Source organism: Flavipsychrobacter sp., from assembly GCA_041392855.1.
GTDB lineage: Bacteria > Bacteroidota > Bacteroidia > Chitinophagales > Chitinophagaceae > UBA5543.
Window position 1 is genome coordinate 40,505 of sequence record JAWKLD010000001.1, and the last position, 21,996, is coordinate 62,500.

Sequence of the window (21,996 nt, forward strand, 5' to 3'; positions counted from 1 at the left end):
GTGCCTTTATGTTATATGTTATCCAGTTGATGGTCGCTTTGTACATGTCAACTATAGAACACAAAGTTAACACCAAATATGGAATGTGACAATTAGACTTAATAATAAATTAAAATAAGCTTATATGGTTTTTATTTCTAATTGACCATTATCCAGTTGAAGCCAAAACGTATCATGGCATTTTGCCCTGCGTACCCTTGTGCTATTAAGTTATTAGTAGTAAATAATTGTTGCATTTGATCGCCCATCACATACGCTCTAAAACGTTTCTTGATCTTAAAGTTGAAGAAAACGGCAGTTTCGGGAGCATTGCTTACGGAATAAGTGTCTTGATAATAGAAACGATTGAAGAATGGACTGTAGCCAGAAGGTGCATAGCCGCTATGATATCTTATTTGAATACCTGTAGCTACTTTCAGTGTGTTCTTAAATATCTTGGTTTCTACACTTAGCTGATGTCTGCCCAGTAGTTGTGGTACGTTGATAGGAGCTCCACTTGTAGGCTGTTGGTAAACTAGCTCATTATCCAGCACTATACTGCGCCATCTAAATATCTTTTGTACCCAAACTTGAGCAATATTAAATGTTGGAGCGTATTGGTAGGGACGTTGAGTAGCATTTAGGTAAGCATAGTTGGCTATAATATAGTTTCTTGCTCCGGCAAGTAGGTTGAGTTTACGGCTATATAGTTTTAGATAAAGCTGTGTATAGCTTTCTTTACTCAACTGTTTGTTTATAGTATCGTATTGGTTGATATATAAGCCATAACTATAAGGAGCATTGGTGATGAGTTGTGAAGCACCTATATCAATGGTGGCCCAATCATCTTTCAGGTCTTTGCCAATGGATGCTTGCAATAGGGAGTTGCCCGATGCCGCACCTGTTATAAAGAATGTAGCGTTAGCATTATAGAACCACTCACCCGATCTAAGTGCTTCTTTTTGAAGCCCTCCAATAGCATAAATGCTTGCAATATTTTCAGTTTCAGTACCGACAAGGTAGTTGGTACTGAATTTATCAGACCTTAAACCTAAGCCTGTACTGAATTGTAATTGACGTTCTCTTTTGCCTAAGAAGCCGTTCAACACAAGTTTATTGTCAATAGAAGACCATTTTTGCTCTGAGTATACGGAATCGGCACCATTGCCCGCAAAACTTTGATTGAAGAACCCAACATATCGTAAGGAGTCAGGTCTTACATCATTAAACACATGCTTATAGCCACTTACTTGTAGTCGATGCCTGATGCTAAATCTTGGGGTAAGTGCCAAAGAGTATTGAGTAGAATCTTCATTATAAGTAGTGTCAGTACTTCCAAAAGTATAGCTATGGTCAATAAAGGCACTATAGTCTCTTAAGGTATTGCTGACAGAAGAACGGGGTACTGTGGTTCCCGAAGTCCCAAATCCTGAATTGGCAAAAGCTACAGGTACTGTTCTGCGGTCTCCATAAGCAGGGTCTGATAAAAGACTATCAGCTAAGATGCCGCCATTTTCATCGTTTTGCTCTTTGTTATATACCACACCAGCATATAAATTGTAACGTCTGTCTATACTTCTGTAATGTGTGGTAAGGTTGCCATTATCGTGGTTGGCACGTTGTATAGAATAATAGCCAGGAGAGAATATCTTACGATATTCAACTGAGAAATTCCAATTGGGCTTAATGTTTTGCGTATGGTGTATGCTTGCTACCTGTTCTAGTTTGCTACCTAGCTGGAAGGTGAAAGCAGAGTATGGTCTGTTGGTATTATAAAATCTTAAGCTGTCTACAGTAAAACGATAGGCATCATAGATAAAGTAACCAAGGGTTGGTCCTGTGGTAGTTCTTGTAGTAAAGAGTAGGCTTTGAGAAGGGCCACCTTGATTGCCTAGGTCTCGCTGCCAAGGTTGTGCCAAAGCGCGGCGGTGGAAACTATGAATGCTTGAGTCTGGAGTATGTTCTTTATTAGAGCCAAGGTAGGTGTAGTGGATCCTAACATCGCCATTATGCCACTCATCAGTATTTGATTTTTTAAAGCTAACCGTATCGGGCTCTATGTTTAACGGAGCTGCAGGGTTGCTTTGCCCGCTAACATTTACCGTTGACAATAATACTATTATCAACAAGCAGTGTATAGTTAGTAATGTCTGTTTTAGTTGAGACAATCTTGATCTGTTTCGTATAGCCCGCAAAGATAACTTAATATGCTTATATCCTTTTAATGAGTTCAGTAACTAAGTTGGCTAGTTTTGGTGCAGCTTTATTGGCTGCAGCCAGCACTTCTTCATGAGAAACCGTATTGACCTGTCCCGTTACGCCCAAGTCTGTTACTATACTTGCAGCAAATACATTCATATTGCCATGTTTAGCCACTATTACTTCGGGTACGGTACTCATACCCACAATATCGGCTTTGATGGTATGTAGCCAGTTATATTCGGCAGGCGTTTCATAAGTAGGTCCTTGCAAACCTGCATAGCAGCCTATATGTATCGGTAGGTCTTGTTCTTGGGCTATATCCGTAGCAAGGTTAATAAGATGATGACTATAGGGCTCACTCATGTCAGGGAAGCGAGTACCCAGCCGTTCATCATTTTTGCCTCGTAGCGGATGTTCAGGGAATAGATTGATATGATCGTTGATGATCATAATATCTCCCACTTGTAGTTTAGGGTTCATCCCTCCGGATGCATTGGAAAGTATTACAGTGCTAACACCTAGTGCCTTCATGACGCGTATGGGGAAGGTGACCTCGTGCATGCTGTAGCCCTCATAGTAATGAAACCTTCCCGACATCATTACTATAGGTTTGTCGGCTATAGTGCCAAAAAGTAATTCGCCAGTATGGCCTTCTACGGTAGATACAGGAAAATGGGGTATATTTTTATACGCTAACCTTGTAGTTACTGTTATGGTATTAGTAAGGTCGCCTAGGCCACTACCTAGTACAATACCAACAGTGGGTTTGATCTTGATTTTTTCGAGTATGAAAGAGGTGGTCTCTACAATTTTATCGTAAAGTGCCATATGCTATGTAAATGTATTTTATTAAAAGAGAACAAAGGCTATGCTTCGTCGTAGCCAGGGTTAGCAACTTCGTTTGCCGAAGTTACAACACCTTCTTCTAAGTGAGTGTTAGGCAATTCTAAAAAATGCCTTTGCACTATTGCATCAATAACAGCTTTGCGTTCTAAGTGTTGCCCTACAATGTGTTTGATATTCTTTCCAGCAAGGTTTAGGATGTTGTTTTTCAATCTAATATGCCTAACAGTGCGCGCCAATGCATAAAATAGCAATGCGATAATGCCAACTACAGCATATATAGTGATGTTTAAGAATTCAATTTTTTCGATGCCTAGCGGTCTATATTCCGGCTTATACTTCATTTCTGTAAGTATATAGAAGGGATATATCTTATTCATGAAAAAGGCGAATAGTATAGTGCCTGCAAAAAGCAGGTATAAAACTATCTCAGTAAATGCTAAAGCTCCTTTATTTATTAACCGCTGTGCAGCAGGTTTTCTCAATGACGTAGCCAAAGGGTCAAGCAGTTCTACCTGCTCGTAAATCATTTTTTTTGTTTCGTTAAACTCCTTTAAAAGGTCGTCCTGTATTCTTGTGGATGACATATATGGAACAGCATTTGCTTACCACAAATGTAATATTGCTGTTGAAATGATGTATTTTTTTTATCATTTAAGTATCCACATCTTAAAAAAATGGGTTTTAATGCCATAGTTTTCGGAACTTTGCCGTCATTTTTCAGTTTTAGCTAGTAAGTATGAGTATTCAAAACGAAATAAGCCGTAGGCGAACATTTGCTATCATTTCTCACCCCGATGCAGGTAAAACTACATTGACCGAGAAATTGCTTCTTTTTGGCGGAGCTATACAGGTGGCTGGTGCCGTGAAGAGCAATAAGATAAAAAAACATGCTACGAGTGACTTTATGGAGATAGAGAAGCAGCGTGGTATATCGGTAGCAACGTCGGTAATGTGTTTTGAGTATAGAGATACTTTAATAAACCTATTAGATACACCTGGTCACAAGGACTTTGCTGAAGATACCTACCGTACCTTAACAGCTGTGGATAGCGTAATACTTGTGATAGATAGCGTGAATGGTGTGGAAATGCAGACCAGAAGGTTGATGGAAGTGTGTAGGATGAGAGATACGCCTGTGATAGTGTTTGTGAACAAGATGGATCGTGACGGTAAGTTTCCTTTCGATTTGCTAGACGAAATTGAAAAAGAGCTGAATATACAACTGCACCCAACTACTTGGCCTATTAACATGGGTAAAGAGTTCAAAGGGGTTTATAATCTACATAATAAAAGCTTGAATCTTTTTGCACCTAACTTGAGGGTGACTGATGATAATAGTATTCCTATTTCAAACTTAGAGGATAAGCTTTTAGACGAAAAAGTTGGTGAGCGTGATGCAAACCAATTACGTGAAGATGCTGAACTATTAGATGGGGTATATGGTGATCTGGATATTGAAGCATATATGAAAGGTCAGATAGCACCACTGTTTTTTGGTAGTGCTGTAAATAATTTTGGTGTAAAGGAGCTATTAGATACTTTCATTGATATAGCACCTACACCTTTGGGCAGGCAAACTAGTTCCCGCTTTGTGGCGCCTACTGAAGATAAATTCTCAGGATTCATATTTAAGATACATGCCAATCTCGATCCAAGACATAGAGATAGAATTGCGTTCTTGCGTGTATGCTCAGGAGAGTTCAAGCGTAATAAATACTTTAGACATACACGTGTAGGGAAGGATGTAAGGTTTAGTAACCCTTATTCTTTTATGGCCAGAGAGAAAGATGTAGTTGAGAATGCTTATCCGGGAGATGTAATAGGATTGTACGATACAGGAAACTTTAAGATAGGAGACACACTTACGGAAGGAGAAGAGCTACAATTTACAGGTATCCCTACCTTCTCGCCAGAGTTATTTAAAGAGTTGGTGAATAAAGACCCTATGAAAACCAAACAGTTGGATAAAGGTATTCGTCAGCTAACAGATGAGGGTGTAGCTCAACTTTTTGTGCAACATAGAGGTAATACAAAGATCATTGGTTGTGTAGGTGAACTTCAGTTTGAGGTGATACAATATCGTTTGTTGCATGAATATGGTGCATCTTGCGCCTTTGCTCCAATGAATTTCTACAAAGCTTGTTGGATAACAGGTGATAAGAAAAAAATAGAGGAGTTTATTAAGTATAAACAAAGTAACATCATGGAAGATAAAGATGGTAATCTTGTTTACTTAGCACAAAGCGAATGGTTCCTCAATACAGAGAAGCAAAACAACCCTGATATACAATTCCACTTTACTAGTGAGTTTAAAACAGCGATGGCTGAGTAATTGCAGTAGAACATTTTTTTTTGTAACTTTTAGCATGATGAATATTTCCTAACTTTAGGAATATCACCGTGTTGTATCTTATGTTCAAGCTTAAGTATTTTTGGCCATATATATTATTCTTTTGTACCATAGCAATTCTTGTATTTGCTAACAGGGTTAACATTAAAAAAGAGATCAGTAGAAATTTAGAGTATACTAAAACTCTAAATGTTGCTGGTAAGCAGAGGATGTTGAGTCAAAAACTGACCAAGTTAAGCCTGCAAGCGCAAAATGGAGAGGACGTTTCACAAGCTATAAAGGATAATTTAGAGCAGTGGAAGAAAGCACATTTTGCATTGGAAAATAGTAGTGACGGTGTAAATATATATGAGGACGGTCACCCCGAGGTTTTAGAAAAGTTCAAAGAGTTAACACCATATTTCCAAAGTCTATATGCTGGTTTTGAACAAGTAGCTGAAGGAAACCTCGGCACTAGTTTGTTGAATAAGATCAGAAGTGAAGAGCAGATTTATTTGCCCAAGATGGACAATATTGTTGCTACTATAGAACAAAATGCTGCGGATGACTTGGAAAGATCTGCCAATAGTCAAAAGTTACTGGCGTTATTCTCTGGTCTGTTGCTCGTAATAGAAATGATCGTTTTTGTTTATCCATATCACAAGCGGTTAGTGAATATGTATAAAAAGGTAAAGAAGCAGCAAGAGGAACTTGAAGAACAAAAACAGGTAATAGAAAGTTTGTATGAGACCAACGAACTAATTATAACAGGTACTAAGGCTGGTGTTTGGGAATGGGACATTATGACAGGTGAAGAAAATTGGTCCGATAGGTTTTTTGAGGTGCTGGGGTATGAGCGTGGAGATATACCTTCGACTTACGATAGCTTTTTGAATATATTATTGCACCCTGAGGATAAGGATAAAATTTTAAACTCGGTAGACCAACACCTAAAAAAACGTACACCATATAAACATGAGGTGCGAATGCTGAATAAGAATGGCACTTACAGGTGGTATGAGACTTCAGGGCAAGCTATATGGAATAAAGAAGGCGAGCCTATAAGGATGGCCGGATCGATAATAGATGTAACGGATAGGGTTAGTACTCGTGAGAAGTTGTTGTCAGTTAGTAACTCAAAAGATAAGTTGCTTTCCATTATCACACATGACCTACGTACGCCGATAAATAACTTGAAGGGGCTTTTAGAATTATTAAAAGAAAATGTAATCAATAAAGAGGAGTTTTTAGAACATCTGCAGTCGACCTCGAATAATGTAACTACATTGTCTGACTCTATGAATAATATGTTGGAGTGGGCACAAACACAACTCAGTGGTTGGGAAGTTGCTCCTTCTGATATACTAGTGAGTGATGTAGTGGAAGAGTGTATAAGGTTATACAAATACACTATGGATGATAAGCATATAAAGCTAGAGTATAGCCCCTCTGATTTAATACATGCTTATGCTGACTTTAACCAAATGGTACTTATTGTTCGTAATGTATTGAACAACGCTGTGAAGTTTACTCCTGAAAATGGTGTGATTACAATTGATACAAACGAGAAAAATGGATATGCGGAAATAAGTGTGAGAGATACGGGGCAGGGTATGGATGAAAAAACTGTAAATAAGATATTGAATGAGTCGGACATATTTACTACCAGAGGTACAAATGGAGAAAAAGGAACAGGGTTAGGTATGAAAATGTGTTTGGAGTTTGCAGAGAAGAATAATTGCAAGTTTAATATTGTAAGCGAAAAAAATGTAGGTACAGAAGTATCATTATCTATACCGAAGCTGGATACAGCAAAAACAGTATTTAAATGACCAAATTTAAAAAGATACTACGCTTTGCGGTGATATCCGTAATTGCATTGGTGGTATGCGTTTTGGTTATAGATATAACAGTATCAACTACTGTAAAAAAACAGATGTATAATGATGTGAAAAGTATTCCTCATAAAAAGGTGGGACTGTTGTTGGGTACATCTAAGTATGTGAAAAAAGGTTGGGTGAACTTGTACTACAAATATAGAATAGAGGCTGCGGTGAAACTGTACAAAGCAGGTAAGATAGATTGTATATTAGTGAGCGGTGACAATAGTACCAAGCAATATGATGAACCCAATACCATGAAGAGAGATCTAATTGCAAGAGGAATACCAGAGGGTAGGATATTTTTGGATTATGCAGGTTTTAGAACATTAGATAGTATCATGAGGTGTAATGTTGTATTTGGCGAGAAGGATTTTACTATTATATCGCAGCCATTTCATAATGAACGAGCCTTGTTTATTGCGAATAGAAAAAAAATAAAAGCAATTGCATTTAATGCAAAGGAAGTTCCTCGAGCATATAGTTATAAAGTACAGTTGAGAGAACGTTTGGCGAGAGTGAAAATGATGATAGACTTAATGTTCAATAAGCAGCCCAAATTTTACGGCTCTAAAATCGAAGTGACGATTCCTTAAATGTCTATCATTTATTGGTAGTAAAAAATCACATAGAATAATAATTAAGGAATATTTAAACATAATTGGGAGCAATGCTCATAATAATGGTATCGCATTGCATTACCTTTATCCCAGCAAAGAAAGAATTACTAAGAGATTATGAAGATAAAAAAGGTCCTTATAGCCAACAGAGGAGAAATTTCTATTCGTATAGCTCGTGCCGCTTCTGAATTGCAGATCAGCACTGTGGCAATATATACTTATGAAGATAGGTATTCGCTACACCGATACAAGTCGGATGAGGCTTACCAAATAGGAGTAGATACAGATCCGCTAAAGCCTTATTTGAATATAGATGAGATAATAGCTACTGCCAAAGATTGTGGTGCAGATGCTATTCACCCTGGATATGGTTTCCTTTCTGAGAATGCAACCTTTGCTCAGAAGTGCGCGGATAATGGTATCATATTCGTTGGTCCTCGTCCTGATGTGATGTCGGCACTGGGTGATAAGGTAACAGCAAAAGAAGTTGCTATAAAAGCACAGGTGCCTATTATAGAAAGTAATAAAGAAGCGCTCGCTGATATTGATATTGCGTTTAAGGAAGCTAATAGGATAGGCTACCCATTGATGCTGAAAGCTGCTTCAGGTGGAGGTGGTAGAGGTATGCGTGTAGTGCGTACTGATGCCGATTTGCAAAAAGCTTTCCCTGAAGCAAGAAGCGAAGCAAAGAATGCTTTTGGTGACGATACCGTGTTCCTAGAAAAATATGTAGAGAATCCCAAGCATATTGAGGTACAGATAGCAGCAGATAATCATGGCAATATCGTTCACTTGTTTGAGCGTGATTGCTCCGTGCAACGTCGTTTCCAAAAAGTGGTAGAGGTAGCACCTGCCGTTACCCTAAAGCAGGAAACAAAAGATAAACTTTATAAATATGCGACCTCTATAGCTGCAGAGGTGAACTATAACAACTTAGGTACAGTAGAATTTTTGGTAGATGCCAAAGAAGATATTTATTTCATAGAGGTAAACCCACGTATACAAGTAGAACATACTGTTACAGAAATGGTGACTGGTGTAGACTTGGTAAAAACACAATTATACATAGCAGACGGTTATAAGCTAAGCGATAAGGAAGTAGGAATAGGCGACCAGTCCAAACTATCTATTGATGGTGTGGCTGTGCAATGTCGTATCACAACAGAAGATCCTGCTGCCGATTTCAAACCCGACTATGGTACTCTAGTAACTTATCGTAATGCTGCAGGTTTTGGTGTGCGTTTAGATGAAGGTAGTACTTATGCTGGTATGAAGATCAGTCCGTTTTTTGATAGTATGTTGGTGAAGGTGAGTACATGGGGCTTGAGTTTGGAAGATGCGTCGATGAAAATGCATAGGGCATTACGTGAGTTTCGCGTGCGTGGTGTGAAGAACAATATACCGTTCTTAGAAAACTTAATTACACACGAGGGTTTCCGCAGTGGACAGACAACAGTAGGCTTTATACAAGAGCATCCTGAACTATTCCATTTCAAGAAAAGACAAGATAGGGGTACAAAGACATTGCGCTACTTGGCAGATGTTACGGTAAACGGCAATCCTGATGTTAAGGTTAAGTATGATGGTCGTGAGTTTCGTAAGCCTGAGATACCAATGTCTCCATTGGGGATGGAATACCCTAAAGGAACTAAAGACTTGTTGACGGAACTTGGTCCTGATAAGTTTAGTGAGTGGTTGAAGAAAGAAAAGAAAATACATTATACCGATACTACCCTGCGTGATGCACATCAGTCGCTATTGGCTACGCGTATGCGTACGCATGATATGCTAAAGGTGGCCAAGCATTTTGCAAAGCTACATCCCCAAACTTTCAGTATGGAAGTATGGGGTGGTGCTACTTTTGATGTGGCTATGCGTTTCTTGAACGAAGACCCGTGGAAGCGTTTGGAGCAGATAAGAGAAGCAGTGCCCAACATTTTGTTACAGATGCTCATTCGTGGGGCTAATGGTGTTGGCTATACAGCATACCCTGACAACTTGATTGAAAAGTTTGTAGAACAAAGCTGGGAGAAGGGCGTAGATATTTTCCGCATATTCGACTCACTGAACTGGATGGAGAATATCGCGCCATGTATAGAAATGGTACGTAACCGCACGGGTGGTTTGGCAGAGGCGGCATTATGCTACACAGGTGATATACTGGATGCAAAACGCACGAAGTATGATTTGAACTATTACCTACGCTTAGCTAAAGATTTGGAGAATGCAGGTGCGCACATCTTGGCGATAAAAGACATGTCGGGTTTATTGAAACCATATGCGGCTAAAGAACTGGTAGCTGGTTTGAAAGATACGGTGAACATACCGATACATTTACATACGCACGATACCTCTTCGCTACAACCTGCATCATATATGCAAGCCATAGAGGCTGGTGTTGATGTGGTAGATGTGGCATTAGGTGCAGTATCGGGGCTTACCTCGCAGCCCAACTTTAATGCCATAGTGGAGATGATGAAATTCCATGAGCGCGAGCATCATTACGATATTGATTCGCTGAACGAGTTTTCTAACTACTGGGAGGCGGTGCGTGAGTACTACTACCCTTATGAGAGTGGTTTGAAGGCGAGTGCTGCAGAGGTGTTCCGCCATGAGATACCGGGAGGGCAATATTCTAATCTTCGTCCGCAGGCGAAGGCGCTGGGACTGGAAGATAAGTTTGAAGATATCAAGAAAATGTATGCTACGGTAAACGATATGTTTGGCGATATAGTGAAGGTGACACCAAGTTCTAAAGTAGTGGGCGATATGGCGCAGTTTATGGTGGCGAATGGTTATAGCCGTGAAGATGTGATGACGAAGGGTGGCAGCATTTCTTTCCCCGAGTCGGTGCAGCAATTCTTTATGGGTGTGCTGGGGCAACCAGAGGGCGGACTACCGAAGGAGCTACAAAAAATAATACTGAAAGATAAAGAGCCGTTTACCGACAGACCGAACAAACATTTAGAACCGGTTGATTTTGATAAGGAGCTAAAAGCCTTTAGAGAAGAGCTGGGCAACGACTTAGAGCTCTGCGATTTTCTCTCGTACAAGCTATACCCTAAGGTGTTTGAAGACTATCTGAAATTTTACCGCCAATATGGTGATGTGTCTGTAGTGCCTACACCGCTGTTCTTATTTGGTATGGAGATGGGGCAGGAGGCTACTATAGAGATTGCTAAGGGTAAAACCCTACTGGTGCGCTTGCTGAGCATTAGCGATGTGAATGAGCATGGTATGCGTACGGTGTTCTTTAAGCTAAACGGACAGACGCGTAATATTGAGATACTGGACCGCTCTGTAAAAGTAGACAAGGTAGAGAATAGAAAAATAGACAAAGACAACGACAAGCATATAGGCGCACCGCTACAAGGCATGCTCTCTAAGCTAATGGTTAAGAAAGGCGATGCTGTGAAAAAGAACCAGCCGCTATTTGTAATAGAAGCCATGAAGATGGAGACGGTAATTACCGCTAACGATGCAGGTAGCATTGCGGCTATAGAACTCACCGAAGGTACACTGGTAAACACTAACGACTTGGTGGTGACGATGGACTAATTGTATTAAGTAAATACTTTTATATACTCGCAATTACTTTTAGTGGTTGCGAGTTTTTTATTTTATTTGCAATATGAGCACATCTGACAAAGCCGTAATGAAAGCAACAGGTAAAGTTTGGGATGAGTGGCTATCGCTACTGGAACAACAAAACCTAAGTAAACTATCTCATAAAGAAATTGCAGCAAAACTTGTAGAAGATCATGACATAGGTTTTTGGTGGGCGCAAACCATTACCATAGAGTATGAACGGATGATAGGCAGGCGTGAGGTAGGGCAGAGCTGTGAAGGGGACTTTCAGGCGGGTGCTAGTAAAACATTAGCAGGTACTATGGATGCCGTATTTACCGCATGGCAAAACTTTATGAAAGATAAGGATAGCCTGAATACTGTGCCTTATAAAGAACCGCCTACAATTACCAAGACCGATAAGTGGCGCTACTGGCGTGCACTATTGGCAGATGATAGCAAGGCGAATATAAATATATACCAGAAAGCACCTGCAAAAGTAGGGTTTGGTGTAAACCATGAAAAGCTAAACACTGCCGAAGAAGTAGCTGAATGGAAAGCTTTTTGGAAAGAGTGTTTAAAGGAATTTCAAGATACACTGTAAATAATAGACCTTATAATGATTGAGCAAGCAAAATGGTTGATGCTAAAGCTTGACTTTGATATACCTGCCAGTTAATACCAATGACTTGGTGGTGACGATATACTAATGCTAAATTATTCGACTAAAATCAATTTTATGTTATAAAATTGAACTCATTAGTGTTATTGAATAAGAATTTTTTCAGTTTGATTTAAACCATTTTCGTTTTGCATTTTCAATATATATAGGCCAGATGGGAAAAAGGAAACGTCAATTGTTATGGAATTAGAAGATACATTTAGGTGTTTGAGAATTTGGCCATCAAGAGTACTAATTGTCACTTGATAATCTGAATATTCAGAAGTAAGTTTTATTTTTTCTTTTGTGGGATTAGGAGAGATAAAAACTTTTGACTGAGTATTTTTTAAAACTCTACGAGAAATGTTTAGTTGTGGCGGAGTTGTGGTAGTGCAATTAAGGTGATAATCAAATTTTACCAACCCGTATGATATATCATCGTACCCATCTCTTATTTTCGATGCAATAAAACTAGAGTCGTTAGAACACCAACAATTGTCGGTTAAGTCAATATTGTGAGTAAAGTCATGTCTAATATTCCAAGTAGTATTGTGACATATTTTATTCTTCTCAAATAGTATTCCGGGAGTTGGAGATGTCATTCTGTTAATAACTACTCCAATTTTGTTATTGTAAACCTGATTGTTTACAAACTTTGTATCATGATGCATGTCTACATTTGCACCAATTTCATTGTTGAAAAAATAAGAATTGTGTATTTCATGATATAAGAAGGCTCCTAGTTTAGTGTTTTCTGTATAAAAGCAATTAGTTACATATCCGCCACTCGTGCCTTGTTCGTTTTTAATAAACCAACAGTTATTAATGTATACATGTTGATCCTCGCCACCACCAGTTATACAAAATTTATTATTAGTAAAAAGGCAGTTCTCAAAGTAAAAACTTGTTGATCTACAAGCTGCTGATAGATATTGAAGAATATTTAGATTGTTGTTGAAACGGCTATTTTTAATACTGTAAGGTCCATTTCCGCCAGATACCCCAAAATCAAGAAATTCTTTAGCGTATTCAACAACCACATAATTAATATTTATCTGATTGTTTTTCTGGCCAAAAGGTACAGCGCTATTTACTTCGCTTACAATGCCAAGGTAATCTCCTGCCATAGGTGTAGGGGAGTTCGACGTAAATCTAATACTGTCGTTTTTACTCCCGATTACATTTAGGTGACCCCTTACAGTTATCTTTGCATTTTTGTCAAATTTCAAAACGACTCCCGGGCCTATTGATAATGTAGCACCAGAAAAAACAACCACCTCATTTTTGACAATTATAGGGTTGGCAGATTTGTTCCATATTGTATTGCTATATATGCCTCCAGATACTACTGTTTGAGCACAAGCGGTATAAGATATAAGAAGGGTTGATAGGAATAGTAGTACGGGTTTCATAAGGATAAGATTTTGTATGGGGACAAGTTAGTATTTCTGTGTATTTGCAACGTCATAAATAAGTAAATATTGTACAAGTTTCATAGGCACTATGATTTGTACTGTTTGTTCATTTAATCTACAACATGCCTTTGTTGCAGTAGTTCTCGTTCTCAAAGTCTATAATATTGATGGAGATAACAGGCACATCGGGGAAAAGCTCGTTGAGTGTTCGGGTAATTCTTTTAGAGAGGTCGGCTTTTTGTTCAATGGTTCGCCCGCCCATTATATTCCCAAATACATGAATGAAATCGTTTTCGGTATTGCCTACATTATAATGCTCGTAAGGGCGCATTCTTACTTTAATATTTCCTTTGGCAAATAGTCCTGTTGCATCGGCAGTGTCGTGTACTCGGCGCATCACCTCCTTGGGGTTTTGCAAGGTCAGTACATTTTCAGAACAGTCTATAATAAAATGCGGCATAGTTGTTTTGTTTATTCGTTGGTCATCCACTCCTGCATTACGCTTTCCAAACCCTCACTGTTGCCTGTTAGCTCGGCAATGCGTTTTACAACACCCTCTACCAGTGCGTCGGGGCAAGAGGCACCGCTGGTCACCATAATGTTGAGCGGGCGTTGGTTGGGTAGGTAGTTGGCCGTTGTTTTTTCTTCGTGTGTGTGCAGGTCAAAATGAGAGATGATATTGTCGTCTATCAAGCAGCTCTCATTCTTTACAAAATAGGTTGGCATTTTTTCTTCGCATAGTTCTACTAAGTGAGAGGTATTAGAACTATTGTACCCACCAATCACAATAGCCAAGTCGGCCTCTTGTGCCAGCATACCCATTACAGCACTTTGGTTGTCGTTGGTAGCATAGCAAAGAGTATCGCGTGTTTCCGCAAAATGATTTTTTATTTCATCGGCAGCCAGTTGGTAGTGCGCTATCATTACCTCTTTCAGGTAGTCGGCTATACCCTGTGTTTCGCTTGCTAGCATGGTGGTTTGGTTCACCACACCTACACGTTGTAGGTCTTTGGTTACATCAAATCCACTAGAGTATTGCCCTTCAAAATCAGTATAAAACTGCTCGGCAGGTAGTGCGCCTGTTATATATTTAGCCAAGTGCTCTGCCTCGCTCATATCCTTCACCACTACGGTTGGTGTATGCTCTTTGCTATGCGAGAAGGTAGCGCGTGTTTCTTCGTGTCTTGGTTTCCCGTGTACTACAATGGTGTAGCCATCCTTACCTATCTTCTCTGCACGGTTCCATACTTTTTCTACAAAGGGGCAGGTGGTTTCGTAGCGCGATGGCTCAATGCCTTTTTCTTTCAGTTTGTTCTCCAGCTCTATGGTAGTACCAAAAGCAGGGATGATGACAATGTCTTCACTCGTTAGCTCGTCCCAGTCTATCAGTATACCGCCTTTTGTATCCATGATGAACTGTACACCCATATCCAAAAGGTCGGCATTCACACCAGGGTTGTGTATCATTTCGCTGAGTAGATATACACGTTTATCTTTATTCTCATTCACTGCGCGGAAGGCTATCTCAATAGCGTTTTCCACCCCATAGCAAAATCCGAAATGACGCGCCAAGTACACTGTCACATCGCCCAAGTTTAAGGCGGTGGGTGCAAAGTCTTTTTTCATTTTGTCTGCTGCTTTACGTTGCTCCTTTATAGCAGTTATCAGCGGACTACGGTATTGTACAGGTACGTCGAATGATTTCATAATCGTGGGCAAAGTTACGCAATAAGGCGCAGCTTATAATAGAGATACTTAATGCTTTTATAAATATTAGGAACTGTTTAAGGAAGCTATTGTATTAATCAATAAATTCGAAGAGCTATACTGACTAGTATGAAACGAAAATTATTGGTCTTAATCCCTCTGGTACTGCTGATAGCCATTATACAGCAGGTGCTACCGCATGCGCCAAAGTGGGTAGATTGGTATAGCCGTTTTCTGTTTGCTCCTTATCAGTCTGTACGGAATGCGCTCTTTGGTTTAGTGCCCATCAGTATGGGGGATATATTGTATAGTATCTTGAGTGTTTTGATAATATATACACTTGTTCGCTGGGTAGTTTATCTTATCAAGTTCAAAACACATAAGCAGCGCTTAGGAGCTTCCATGCTCAATACTGTGATCGTGCTTTGTGTGGTGTATATACTATTTTTTATAGGTTGGGGCGGCAACTACTTCAAACCATCGCTAGCTGAACATTGGCAGATGGATAAAAGCAAATGGAGTTATGATACTACACTAGAGCTGTACGATAGATATTTGGTCAGTAAGCTGAACGACTATGCGATGCACTACCAGCCCTTAGCTTTTAAGGAAGTAAAAAAACGAACCCAAAAATATTATGATGAACACACCGACTGTAAAACCAAACTGCACGGACTGAATATTAAACCATCGCTCTTCAACTTTGCCATGCAGTATATGGGTATACAGGGGTATTATAATCCACTTACAGGTGAAGCACAGGTGAATCGGTTTTTACCCAAATTTATGTTGCCATTTGTAGTCAGCCATGAGTTGGCACACCAATCGGGTATAGCAGCAGAAGATGATGCGAATTTGTTGGCATTTGTATTGGGAACAAAAACTGAGGATACTACGTTTCTGTATTCAGCTTACTTCAATATATGGTTGTATACACATTACAAAATGTACATTGTAGATAGTGCAAAAGCCAATAGTATCAAACACGATTTAAATGGACTTACATTAGCACACATTGATACCTTGAGAGATATACGCAAACGTTATAAAACAGATTTAAGTGCGTACAGCTCAGCAGCATACGATAAGTATTTGAAAATGTTACAACAGAAAGAAGGTTTGGGCTCTTACAAAAAAGCAACTGTGACCACTTGGGCTTGGGAGCAAGCTAGTGATACACTCAAGCAAAAACTAATTGCTATTCCTTAGCCTCTAAACTCACCCCACTCTTCGCGAAGCACATTAGCTATTTCGCCAAGCGTACACAAATTTTCTACCGCATCTATTACAGCAGGCATTAAATTGTCTGTACCCTTAGCGCAAGCACGTACTGCTTCTAGAGATGCTTTTGCTTTCTCACTGTCGCGTTTTTCGCGGAGTGCTTTTAGCTTCTCCGATTGTACTTGACGAATAGAATCATCTATTTTGAAAACAGGCGTGTCTTTCACCTCGTCCGTTACATATTTGTTGACACCCATTATTGGTTTAGCACCACTTTCTATGTCCTTTGTGTATTGGTAAGAAGAGCGAGCAATTTCTTCCTGAATGAAACCTTGCTCAATAGCTTTTACAGCACCGCCCATTACATCAATTTTGTCAATAAGTTTCCACGCTTCCGCTTCTACTTGGTCGGTGAGGTTTTCTACAAAATAAGAACCCGCAAGTGGATCAACAGTATCTGTTACACCACTTTCATAACCAATTACCTGTTGGGTACGCAATGCTATTGTAGCAGCTTCCTCAGTAGGTAAGGATAATGCCTCATCGTAACCGTTGGTATGTAATGACTGTGTGCCACCTAGTACCGCACTTAGTGCTTGTAGTGATACACGAATAATGTTGTTCTTAGGTTGCTGCGCTGTAAGTGTGCTACCACCAGTTTGTGTATGGAAGCGGAGCATCTGCGCTTTAGGGTCAGTCGCGCCTAAGTCAGAAGTTATCTTAGCCCACATACGGCGCGCTGCACGGAACTTAGCTACTTCTTCAAACAAGTTGTTATGTGCATTGAAGAAGAAGGATAAACGTTTTGCAAATACGTTTATGTCTAGTCCTTTTTCTATAGCTGCTTTAAGGTAGGCCTTACCATTAGCTAGTGTAAATGCTAACTCTTGTACTGCTGTAGAGCCAGCTTCACGAATATGATAGCCTGAAATAGAAATGGTATTCCATTTAGGTACTTCTTTACTACAGTATTCAAATATATCGGTGATGACACGCATAGATGGTGCAGGTGGGTAGATGTATGTACCACGCGCTGCATATTCTTTAAGTATGTCATTCTGTATCGTTCCTGATATTTTCTTGATATCTGCACCTTGTTTTTTAGCCAGGGCAATATATAGTGCCAAAAGAATAAAACCTGATGCATTGATGGTCATGGAAGTAGAAATATCTTCCAGCTTAATGCCTTTGAAGAGTATCTCCATATCTTCCAATGAGTCGATAGCCACACCTACTTTACCCACTTCGCCTTCTGCCATTTCATCATCAGAGTCGTAACCTATTTGTGTTGGCAAGTCGAATGCTACTGACAAGCCCATCACCCCTTGGCTCAATAGATAATGATAACGTTTGTTAGACTCCTCGGCAGTACTAAAGCCCGCATACTGACGCATGGTCCACAAGCGGCTACGATACATAGAGGCATGTACGCCACGTGTATAGGGAAACTCACCGGGTAGCTCATTCATATTGGATGGCTCGGTGTATACTTCTTTTATTTCTATGCCAGAGTCGGTCTTAAATACTTTATCACTCACGTCTTACTACTTTTTATAAAATTAGAATTAGGCTTGTGGTCCGTGTGTTAATACACGCTTCGCTTCTTCGTTAATGATCTGTAGCGCTACTTCTGTAGGTAGAGCTTGCTCATCGGTAAGGATAGCGTCAACAATACGTTGATGAAATTCTTTAGCAGGTGCCTCTGGGTTCAGTTGTTTCGCTATTGTGGTAATCATGGCAATTTCTTGCTCCTTCACGCCGCGTACCGTATCCCATACTTTGTTCGATACATATATCTGTTGCGACAGGTTATGGTCAAACTCTTCTTTGATATGGTGTACCATCACATGTTGCAATACTGCCACGTTCATGTCTGCTTGGTAAATACGAGGTATCAGGGCGCGCGGGTTGATGCGCTCTACATATAATGCCAAACGCTCGTAAGCTTGTAGGCGCAACGGTATGGTAGTGCCTTGAGTTTCTTTAAAAAGCTCTATTTGCTTACGTGTCACCTGCGAGTCTAAGAATTTACTGATCACTATATAAGTGGCAATGAGCATAATAATAGAAGGGATGGTATACTTCAATATTTCTAAAACGGTCTCCATAAGTATTGCTATATCAATTTATCAACCCGCAAAATAAATAGATTTTGTTGGGGTATGGCAATTTTGCTTGTTAATCTTACTCTATAATGGTCAAATAGGCTATTTTTAAGCTATTATGAATGCAGAAGAGAATTATATTGAGATAAACAGAAAGCTGTGGAATGAAAAGACGGAACACCATGTGAAGTCTGATTTTTACGATATGGAAGGTTTTTTGGTGGGCAATACTTCGTTGAAAACGCCTGAACTGGAGTTGTTAGGGGATGTAAAGGGAAAGAACATTGTACATCTGCAATGTCATTTTGGGCAAGATACTTTGTCGCTAGCAAGAATGGGTGCAAAGATGACAGGGGTAGACCTATCGGATGCCTCTATTGATTATGCTAATGAGCTAACGGAGAAAATGGGCTTGGAAGCCAAATTCATTGCTTCGGATATATATGATGTGCCTGAAGTGCTGGAGGAACAGTTTGATGTAGTGTTTAATACCTACGGCGTGTTGGGTTGGCACCCTGATGCTGAACGTTGGGCAAAAGTAGTTGCTGGTTTGTTAAAGCAAGGTGGTGAAATGATAATCGTTGATTTTCACCCGATGGTATGGATGTTTGACAATGAGTTTACCAAGTTCCAATATTCTTATTTTAATACAGGACCAATAGTAGAAACACTAGAAGGTACCTATGCCGAGCGAGCGGCAGATATACAAATGAAAGAAGTAGGGTGGAATCATACCCTGTCAGACATCATACAATCACTGATAGATGCTGGGTTGACAATAGAAGTATTTAAAGAATACGACTGGGCGGCATACGACTGCTTTAAAAACACCGTAAAAATTGCCGAAGGCAAATGGCAGATAAAAGGAATGGAAGGTATCATCCCTATGATGTATGCGATAAAGGCGGTGAAGGGGTAGAAATATTGCTATTAATGATGTAGTGAAAATGTGTTATTATAGTTAGACGTTCACATTTTTAAAGTTGGAGTTCATAAACAGCCCATGGCATCCATAAAATATGTTCCTTTGTATAGTATGGATCTAACATATAATCATTAGCTTTTTGGGCATCGGTATAACTGTTTATTAGCCCATTCTCATTAAGTGTAATATATAATTTGGTTGTAAATTCAGTTTCGAGGCTATTGCAAATGAAAGAGTGAAAACTTCCTAATTCAAATCCTAAGATATCAAACCCCTTAAAGTTGTCATTATTCTCTACCATATTCCCTTTTTGTAAGCAATGATGAACGCCGGTATTAGCTTCTTCAGTTTTTGCTTGTTGTAAAAAACGGTTTCTATATTCAGCGCTTGTTGCTATCATTAACAGCTTAATGTTTTCAATATTGGTAAGATGCTTTTTTGCAAAACTTATAGAAGCTTCTCTGTCGGTAAACATTTCTACCCATCCAACTTTCTTGTCATTAAATAGGTTATCTGTTTCTTCTTGCAATAGTTGAAATTCTTCTTTTGTAAGACTGAGTTTTTGTTTATACGCTAGCCTATCCTCGTCCGAACAAGAACTCCATGATAGAGCAGAAAGATTCGGATGAATGTTGCATATACAGTTGCTAACACTCCAGATTTTATTTGGAAGAACAGAGCTGTTCATATAGTCATGAAGCGATGTGCCTTCAACTAGATAATATCCCCCAATGTAAAATTCTTCCATAGTTTTGGTTTGAAAATATTGCTACTTAATTAAATCACTATCATCATATCTTAAATATGGATAGAAGCGAGTTCGTACTGTTACTGGCATTAAGGTGTCAAATATTAGATAGTCTGTCATTAAACAAGAAAAGTAGAACACCTTATTGTCTTTAAATTTTATCCGAACGTACCAATAATCAGAATGTCGGATTAGTCTAATACTTGTACGGGACAGAATATTACGTTCTATGAATTTAATCTCTTCTAATCTGTATTCATGTGAGCTCCCATCTTTTTGAATGGTAATCAACGACTTGTTTTTGTCTATTGTTAATATGCAGTTTAGGTTCTCTCTATAGTAAGTGTAATGTATATACGTAATTATAATGAAGGGTAATGTTATTGGTAAAAGGATTAATAAGAAGAGTAGATTATTAACAGCTATAGTTAGCGCAACTATGATTGTTGATAATACTAATTGTATTATAACAGCTTCTTTAAATGCTGCAGGTTGCCATAGATTATTAAGTTTATAGGTCTTGATCAATTAGTGTATTTTAGAAGTCTTAAATATACATCCAAAATTTGCCTCAAAAAAACACAGGTCTACAAGTCGTAAAAGATTGGCTGGCAGCCAAAGGGCTATCGCCATTCCCTTTTCAGGAAGAGACTTGGCAGCTACACCTAGAGGGGTTGAGTGGGGTGGTGAATGCACCTACTGGTTTTGGTAAAACCTATTCTGTTTTTTTAGCAGTAGTTATCGATTGGATCAACCGTAATCCCGATTATCAAACCAAAAAGAAAAACGGGCTGCAACTACTTTGGATAACACCCTTGCGCGCTTTAGCCAAAGATATTCACCGTGCTATGGAAGAAGCATTGGCAGAGCTAGGCATACCTTGGAAGGTAGGGGTACGTAATGGTGATACTACCACAGCAGAACGGCAGAGACAAAAACTCAACATGCCCGAGGTGCTGCTCATTACCCCAGAGAGTTTGCATTTACTCATAGGTAGTAAAGACCATCAACAGTTTTTCAAAACATTGACTTGCGTTGCGGTAGACGAGTGGCACGAGCTGCTGGGCTCTAAGCGTGGGGTGCAGGTAGAGCTGGCATTATCACACCTTAAAAACCTAACCGATAATACACGTGGTGTGGGGTTGTCTATATGGGGCATCTCTGCTACCATTGGCAATTTGCAGGAAGCTATGTTGGTGCTTTTGGGCAATAGTGATAATGGTGTCATCGTTCGTGCCGACTTGAAAAAGGAAATAAAGATGCACACTATACTGCCTGAAACTGTAGAGCGTTTTCCTTGGGCAGGGCATTTGGGTTTGAAGATGGTAGATGAGGTGTTACCTGTTATTAACAATAGTGGTACAACGTTGTTGTTTGCCAATACCCGTTCGCAAGCAGAGCTGTGGTATCAACTACTGTTAAAGAAAGCGCCCGACTTAGCGGGTCTTATTGCATTGCATCATAGCTCTATAGATACCGAAACTAGATTTTGGGTAGAAGAGGCATTGCACAAAGGCATACTAAAAGTAGTGGTCTGTACGGCTAGTTTAGACTTGGGGGTAGACTTTCGTCCTGTTGACACGGTGATACAAGTAGGCAGCCCCAAGGGTATTGCACGTTTCTTGCAAAGAGCGGGGCGTAGTGGGCATCAGCCAGGCGAGGTAAGTAATATCTATTTTGTTCCAACGCATTCTCTAGAAATTGTAGAAGCAGCAGCCTTGCAAAAAGCTTATGATGCTGAACAGATAGAAAGCAGAATACCTGTTGTGGTAGCATTCGATGTGATGATAC

General features: G+C 39.5%; 17 protein-coding genes (1 of these 17 running past the window's edge). 8 read left to right on the top strand and 9 right to left on the bottom strand.

Features of this window, described 5'->3' with window-relative positions:
• Nucleotides 1-137: 137 nt before the first annotated feature.
• The 3 genes from R2800_00185 to R2800_00195 are packed head-to-tail and all read right to left on the bottom strand — an operon-like array spanning nucleotide 138 to nucleotide 3,611.
• Nucleotides 138-2,147, bottom strand: a complete 2,010-nt coding sequence (locus R2800_00185; protein ID MEZ5015446.1) for a putative porin — start codon at nucleotides 2,145-2,147, stop codon at nucleotides 138-140.
• Nucleotides 2,148-2,190: 43 nt separating this feature from the next.
• Nucleotides 2,191-3,009 (bottom strand): purine-nucleoside phosphorylase, encoded by an 819-nt coding sequence (locus R2800_00190; GenBank protein ID MEZ5015447.1) that lies wholly within the window; start codon nucleotides 3,007-3,009, stop codon nucleotides 2,191-2,193.
• A gap of 38 nt (nucleotides 3,010-3,047) precedes the next feature.
• Complete coding sequence (locus R2800_00195) at nucleotides 3,048-3,611, bottom strand: hypothetical protein (protein ID MEZ5015448.1); 564 nt, start codon at nucleotides 3,609-3,611, stop codon at nucleotides 3,048-3,050.
• Between the two features lie 152 nt (nucleotides 3,612-3,763).
• Between R2800_00195 and R2800_00200 the strand changes: the two genes are divergently transcribed.
• The 5 genes from R2800_00200 to R2800_00220 all read left to right on the top strand — a co-directional run bounded on the left by R2800_00200 (nucleotide 3,764) and on the right by R2800_00220 (nucleotide 12,027).
• The gene (locus R2800_00200) at nucleotides 3,764-5,359 is read left to right on the top strand and encodes a peptide chain release factor 3 (protein ID MEZ5015449.1); all 1,596 of its coding nucleotides are present in this window, start codon (nucleotides 3,764-3,766) and stop codon (nucleotides 5,357-5,359) included.
• Between the two features lie 80 nt (nucleotides 5,360-5,439).
• A complete protein-coding gene (locus R2800_00205; protein ID MEZ5015450.1) occupies nucleotides 5,440-7,188 on the top strand; it encodes a PAS domain-containing protein in 1,749 nt (582 codons plus the stop codon).
• Nucleotides 7,185-7,832 (top strand): ElyC/SanA/YdcF family protein, encoded by a 648-nt coding sequence (locus R2800_00210; protein MEZ5015451.1) that lies wholly within the window; start codon nucleotides 7,185-7,187, stop codon nucleotides 7,830-7,832. The genes R2800_00205 and R2800_00210 overlap by 4 nt, the downstream gene beginning before the upstream one ends.
• A 141-nt stretch (nucleotides 7,833-7,973) precedes the next feature.
• Nucleotides 7,974-11,414, top strand: coding sequence for a pyruvate carboxylase (locus R2800_00215; GenBank protein ID MEZ5015452.1), 3,441 nt, complete (start codon nucleotides 7,974-7,976; stop codon nucleotides 11,412-11,414).
• 73 nt (nucleotides 11,415-11,487) lie between these two features.
• Entirely contained in the window at nucleotides 11,488-12,027 is a 540-nt protein-coding gene (locus tag R2800_00220; GenBank protein MEZ5015453.1) for a DUF4287 domain-containing protein, read from the top strand.
• A gap of 161 nt (nucleotides 12,028-12,188) precedes the next feature.
• Here R2800_00220 and R2800_00225 read toward each other — a convergent pair whose 3' ends face one another.
• The 3 genes from R2800_00225 to R2800_00235 all read right to left on the bottom strand — a co-directional run bounded on the left by R2800_00225 (nucleotide 12,189) and on the right by R2800_00235 (nucleotide 15,206).
• Nucleotides 12,189-13,496, bottom strand: a complete 1,308-nt coding sequence (locus tag R2800_00225; GenBank protein ID MEZ5015454.1) for a T9SS type A sorting domain-containing protein — start codon at nucleotides 13,494-13,496, stop codon at nucleotides 12,189-12,191.
• A gap of 118 nt (nucleotides 13,497-13,614) precedes the next feature.
• Nucleotides 13,615-13,959, bottom strand: coding sequence for a 5-carboxymethyl-2-hydroxymuconate Delta-isomerase (locus tag R2800_00230; GenBank protein ID MEZ5015455.1), 345 nt, complete (start codon nucleotides 13,957-13,959; stop codon nucleotides 13,615-13,617).
• Between the two features lie 11 nt (nucleotides 13,960-13,970).
• On the bottom strand, nucleotides 13,971-15,206 hold the full coding sequence (locus R2800_00235; protein MEZ5015456.1) for a 4-hydroxy-3-methylbut-2-enyl diphosphate reductase: 1,236 nt from the start codon (nucleotides 15,204-15,206) through the stop codon (nucleotides 13,971-13,973).
• Between the two features lie 129 nt (nucleotides 15,207-15,335).
• On the opposite strand from R2800_00235, the gene R2800_00240 reads away from it, so the two are divergent.
• Entirely contained in the window at nucleotides 15,336-16,415 is a 1,080-nt protein-coding gene (locus R2800_00240; protein MEZ5015457.1) for a DUF3810 domain-containing protein, read from the top strand.
• On the opposite strand, the gene R2800_00245 is transcribed toward R2800_00240, so the two are convergent.
• Both R2800_00245 and R2800_00250 read right to left on the bottom strand, forming a co-directional pair.
• Nucleotides 16,412-17,965 (bottom strand): methylmalonyl-CoA mutase family protein, encoded by a 1,554-nt coding sequence (locus R2800_00245; GenBank protein MEZ5015458.1) that lies wholly within the window; start codon nucleotides 17,963-17,965, stop codon nucleotides 16,412-16,414. The two genes, R2800_00240 and R2800_00245, sit on opposite strands and share 4 nt — an antisense overlap.
• A gap of 27 nt (nucleotides 17,966-17,992) precedes the next feature.
• Nucleotides 17,993-18,535 (bottom strand): hypothetical protein, encoded by a 543-nt coding sequence (locus R2800_00250; GenBank protein MEZ5015459.1) that lies wholly within the window; start codon nucleotides 18,533-18,535, stop codon nucleotides 17,993-17,995.
• A 115-nt stretch (nucleotides 18,536-18,650) separates the two neighbouring features.
• Here R2800_00250 and R2800_00255 point away from each other — a divergent pair, with 115 nt between their 5' ends.
• Nucleotides 18,651-19,451 (top strand): methyltransferase domain-containing protein, encoded by an 801-nt coding sequence (locus R2800_00255; GenBank protein ID MEZ5015460.1) that lies wholly within the window; start codon nucleotides 18,651-18,653, stop codon nucleotides 19,449-19,451.
• 58 nt (nucleotides 19,452-19,509) lie between these two features.
• On the opposite strand, the gene R2800_00260 is transcribed toward R2800_00255, so the two are convergent.
• Nucleotides 19,510-20,205 carry a hypothetical protein gene (locus R2800_00260; GenBank protein MEZ5015461.1) on the bottom strand — a complete coding sequence of 232 codons (696 nt, stop codon included), beginning with the start codon at nucleotides 20,203-20,205 and terminating at the stop codon, nucleotides 19,510-19,512.
• Between the two features lie 566 nt (nucleotides 20,206-20,771).
• Here R2800_00260 and R2800_00265 point away from each other — a divergent pair.
• On the top strand, nucleotides 20,772-21,996 hold the 5' end (the start) of the coding sequence (locus R2800_00265; GenBank protein ID MEZ5015462.1) for a ligase-associated DNA damage response DEXH box helicase. Its footprint extends 1,271 nt past the window's final position; 1,225 of the gene's 2,496 nt are visible here — the first part of the coding sequence; the start codon lies at nucleotides 20,772-20,774; its stop codon lies beyond the right edge, outside the window.

What these genes read in the sequence shown, in the direction of transcription:
- R2800_00190 (MEZ5015447.1), bottom strand. Translation starts at nt 3,009, where the DNA reads ATGGCACTTTACGATAAAATTGTAGAGACCACCTCTTTCATACTCGAA.
- R2800_00195 (MEZ5015448.1), bottom strand. Translation starts at nt 3,611, where the DNA reads ATGTCATCCACAAGAATACAGGACGACCTTTTAAAGGAGTTTAACGAA.
- R2800_00200 (MEZ5015449.1), top strand. Translation starts at nt 3,764, where the DNA reads ATGAGTATTCAAAACGAAATAAGCCGTAGGCGAACATTTGCTATCATT.
- R2800_00205 (MEZ5015450.1), top strand. Translation starts at nt 5,440, where the DNA reads ATGTTCAAGCTTAAGTATTTTTGGCCATATATATTATTCTTTTGTACC.
- R2800_00210 (MEZ5015451.1), top strand. Translation starts at nt 7,185, where the DNA reads ATGACCAAATTTAAAAAGATACTACGCTTTGCGGTGATATCCGTAATT.
- R2800_00215 (MEZ5015452.1), top strand. Translation starts at nt 7,974, where the DNA reads ATGAAGATAAAAAAGGTCCTTATAGCCAACAGAGGAGAAATTTCTATT.
- R2800_00220 (MEZ5015453.1), top strand. Translation starts at nt 11,488, where the DNA reads ATGAGCACATCTGACAAAGCCGTAATGAAAGCAACAGGTAAAGTTTGG.
- R2800_00225 (MEZ5015454.1), bottom strand. Translation starts at nt 13,496, where the DNA reads ATGAAACCCGTACTACTATTCCTATCAACCCTTCTTATATCTTATACC.
- R2800_00230 (MEZ5015455.1), bottom strand. Translation starts at nt 13,959, where the DNA reads ATGCCGCATTTTATTATAGACTGTTCTGAAAATGTACTGACCTTGCAA.
- R2800_00235 (MEZ5015456.1), bottom strand. Translation starts at nt 15,206, where the DNA reads ATGAAATCATTCGACGTACCTGTACAATACCGTAGTCCGCTGATAACT.
- R2800_00240 (MEZ5015457.1), top strand. Translation starts at nt 15,336, where the DNA reads ATGAAACGAAAATTATTGGTCTTAATCCCTCTGGTACTGCTGATAGCC.
- R2800_00250 (MEZ5015459.1), bottom strand. Translation starts at nt 18,535, where the DNA reads ATGGAGACCGTTTTAGAAATATTGAAGTATACCATCCCTTCTATTATT.
- R2800_00255 (MEZ5015460.1), top strand. Translation starts at nt 18,651, where the DNA reads ATGAATGCAGAAGAGAATTATATTGAGATAAACAGAAAGCTGTGGAAT.
- R2800_00260 (MEZ5015461.1), bottom strand. Translation starts at nt 20,205, where the DNA reads ATGGAAGAATTTTACATTGGGGGATATTATCTAGTTGAAGGCACATCG.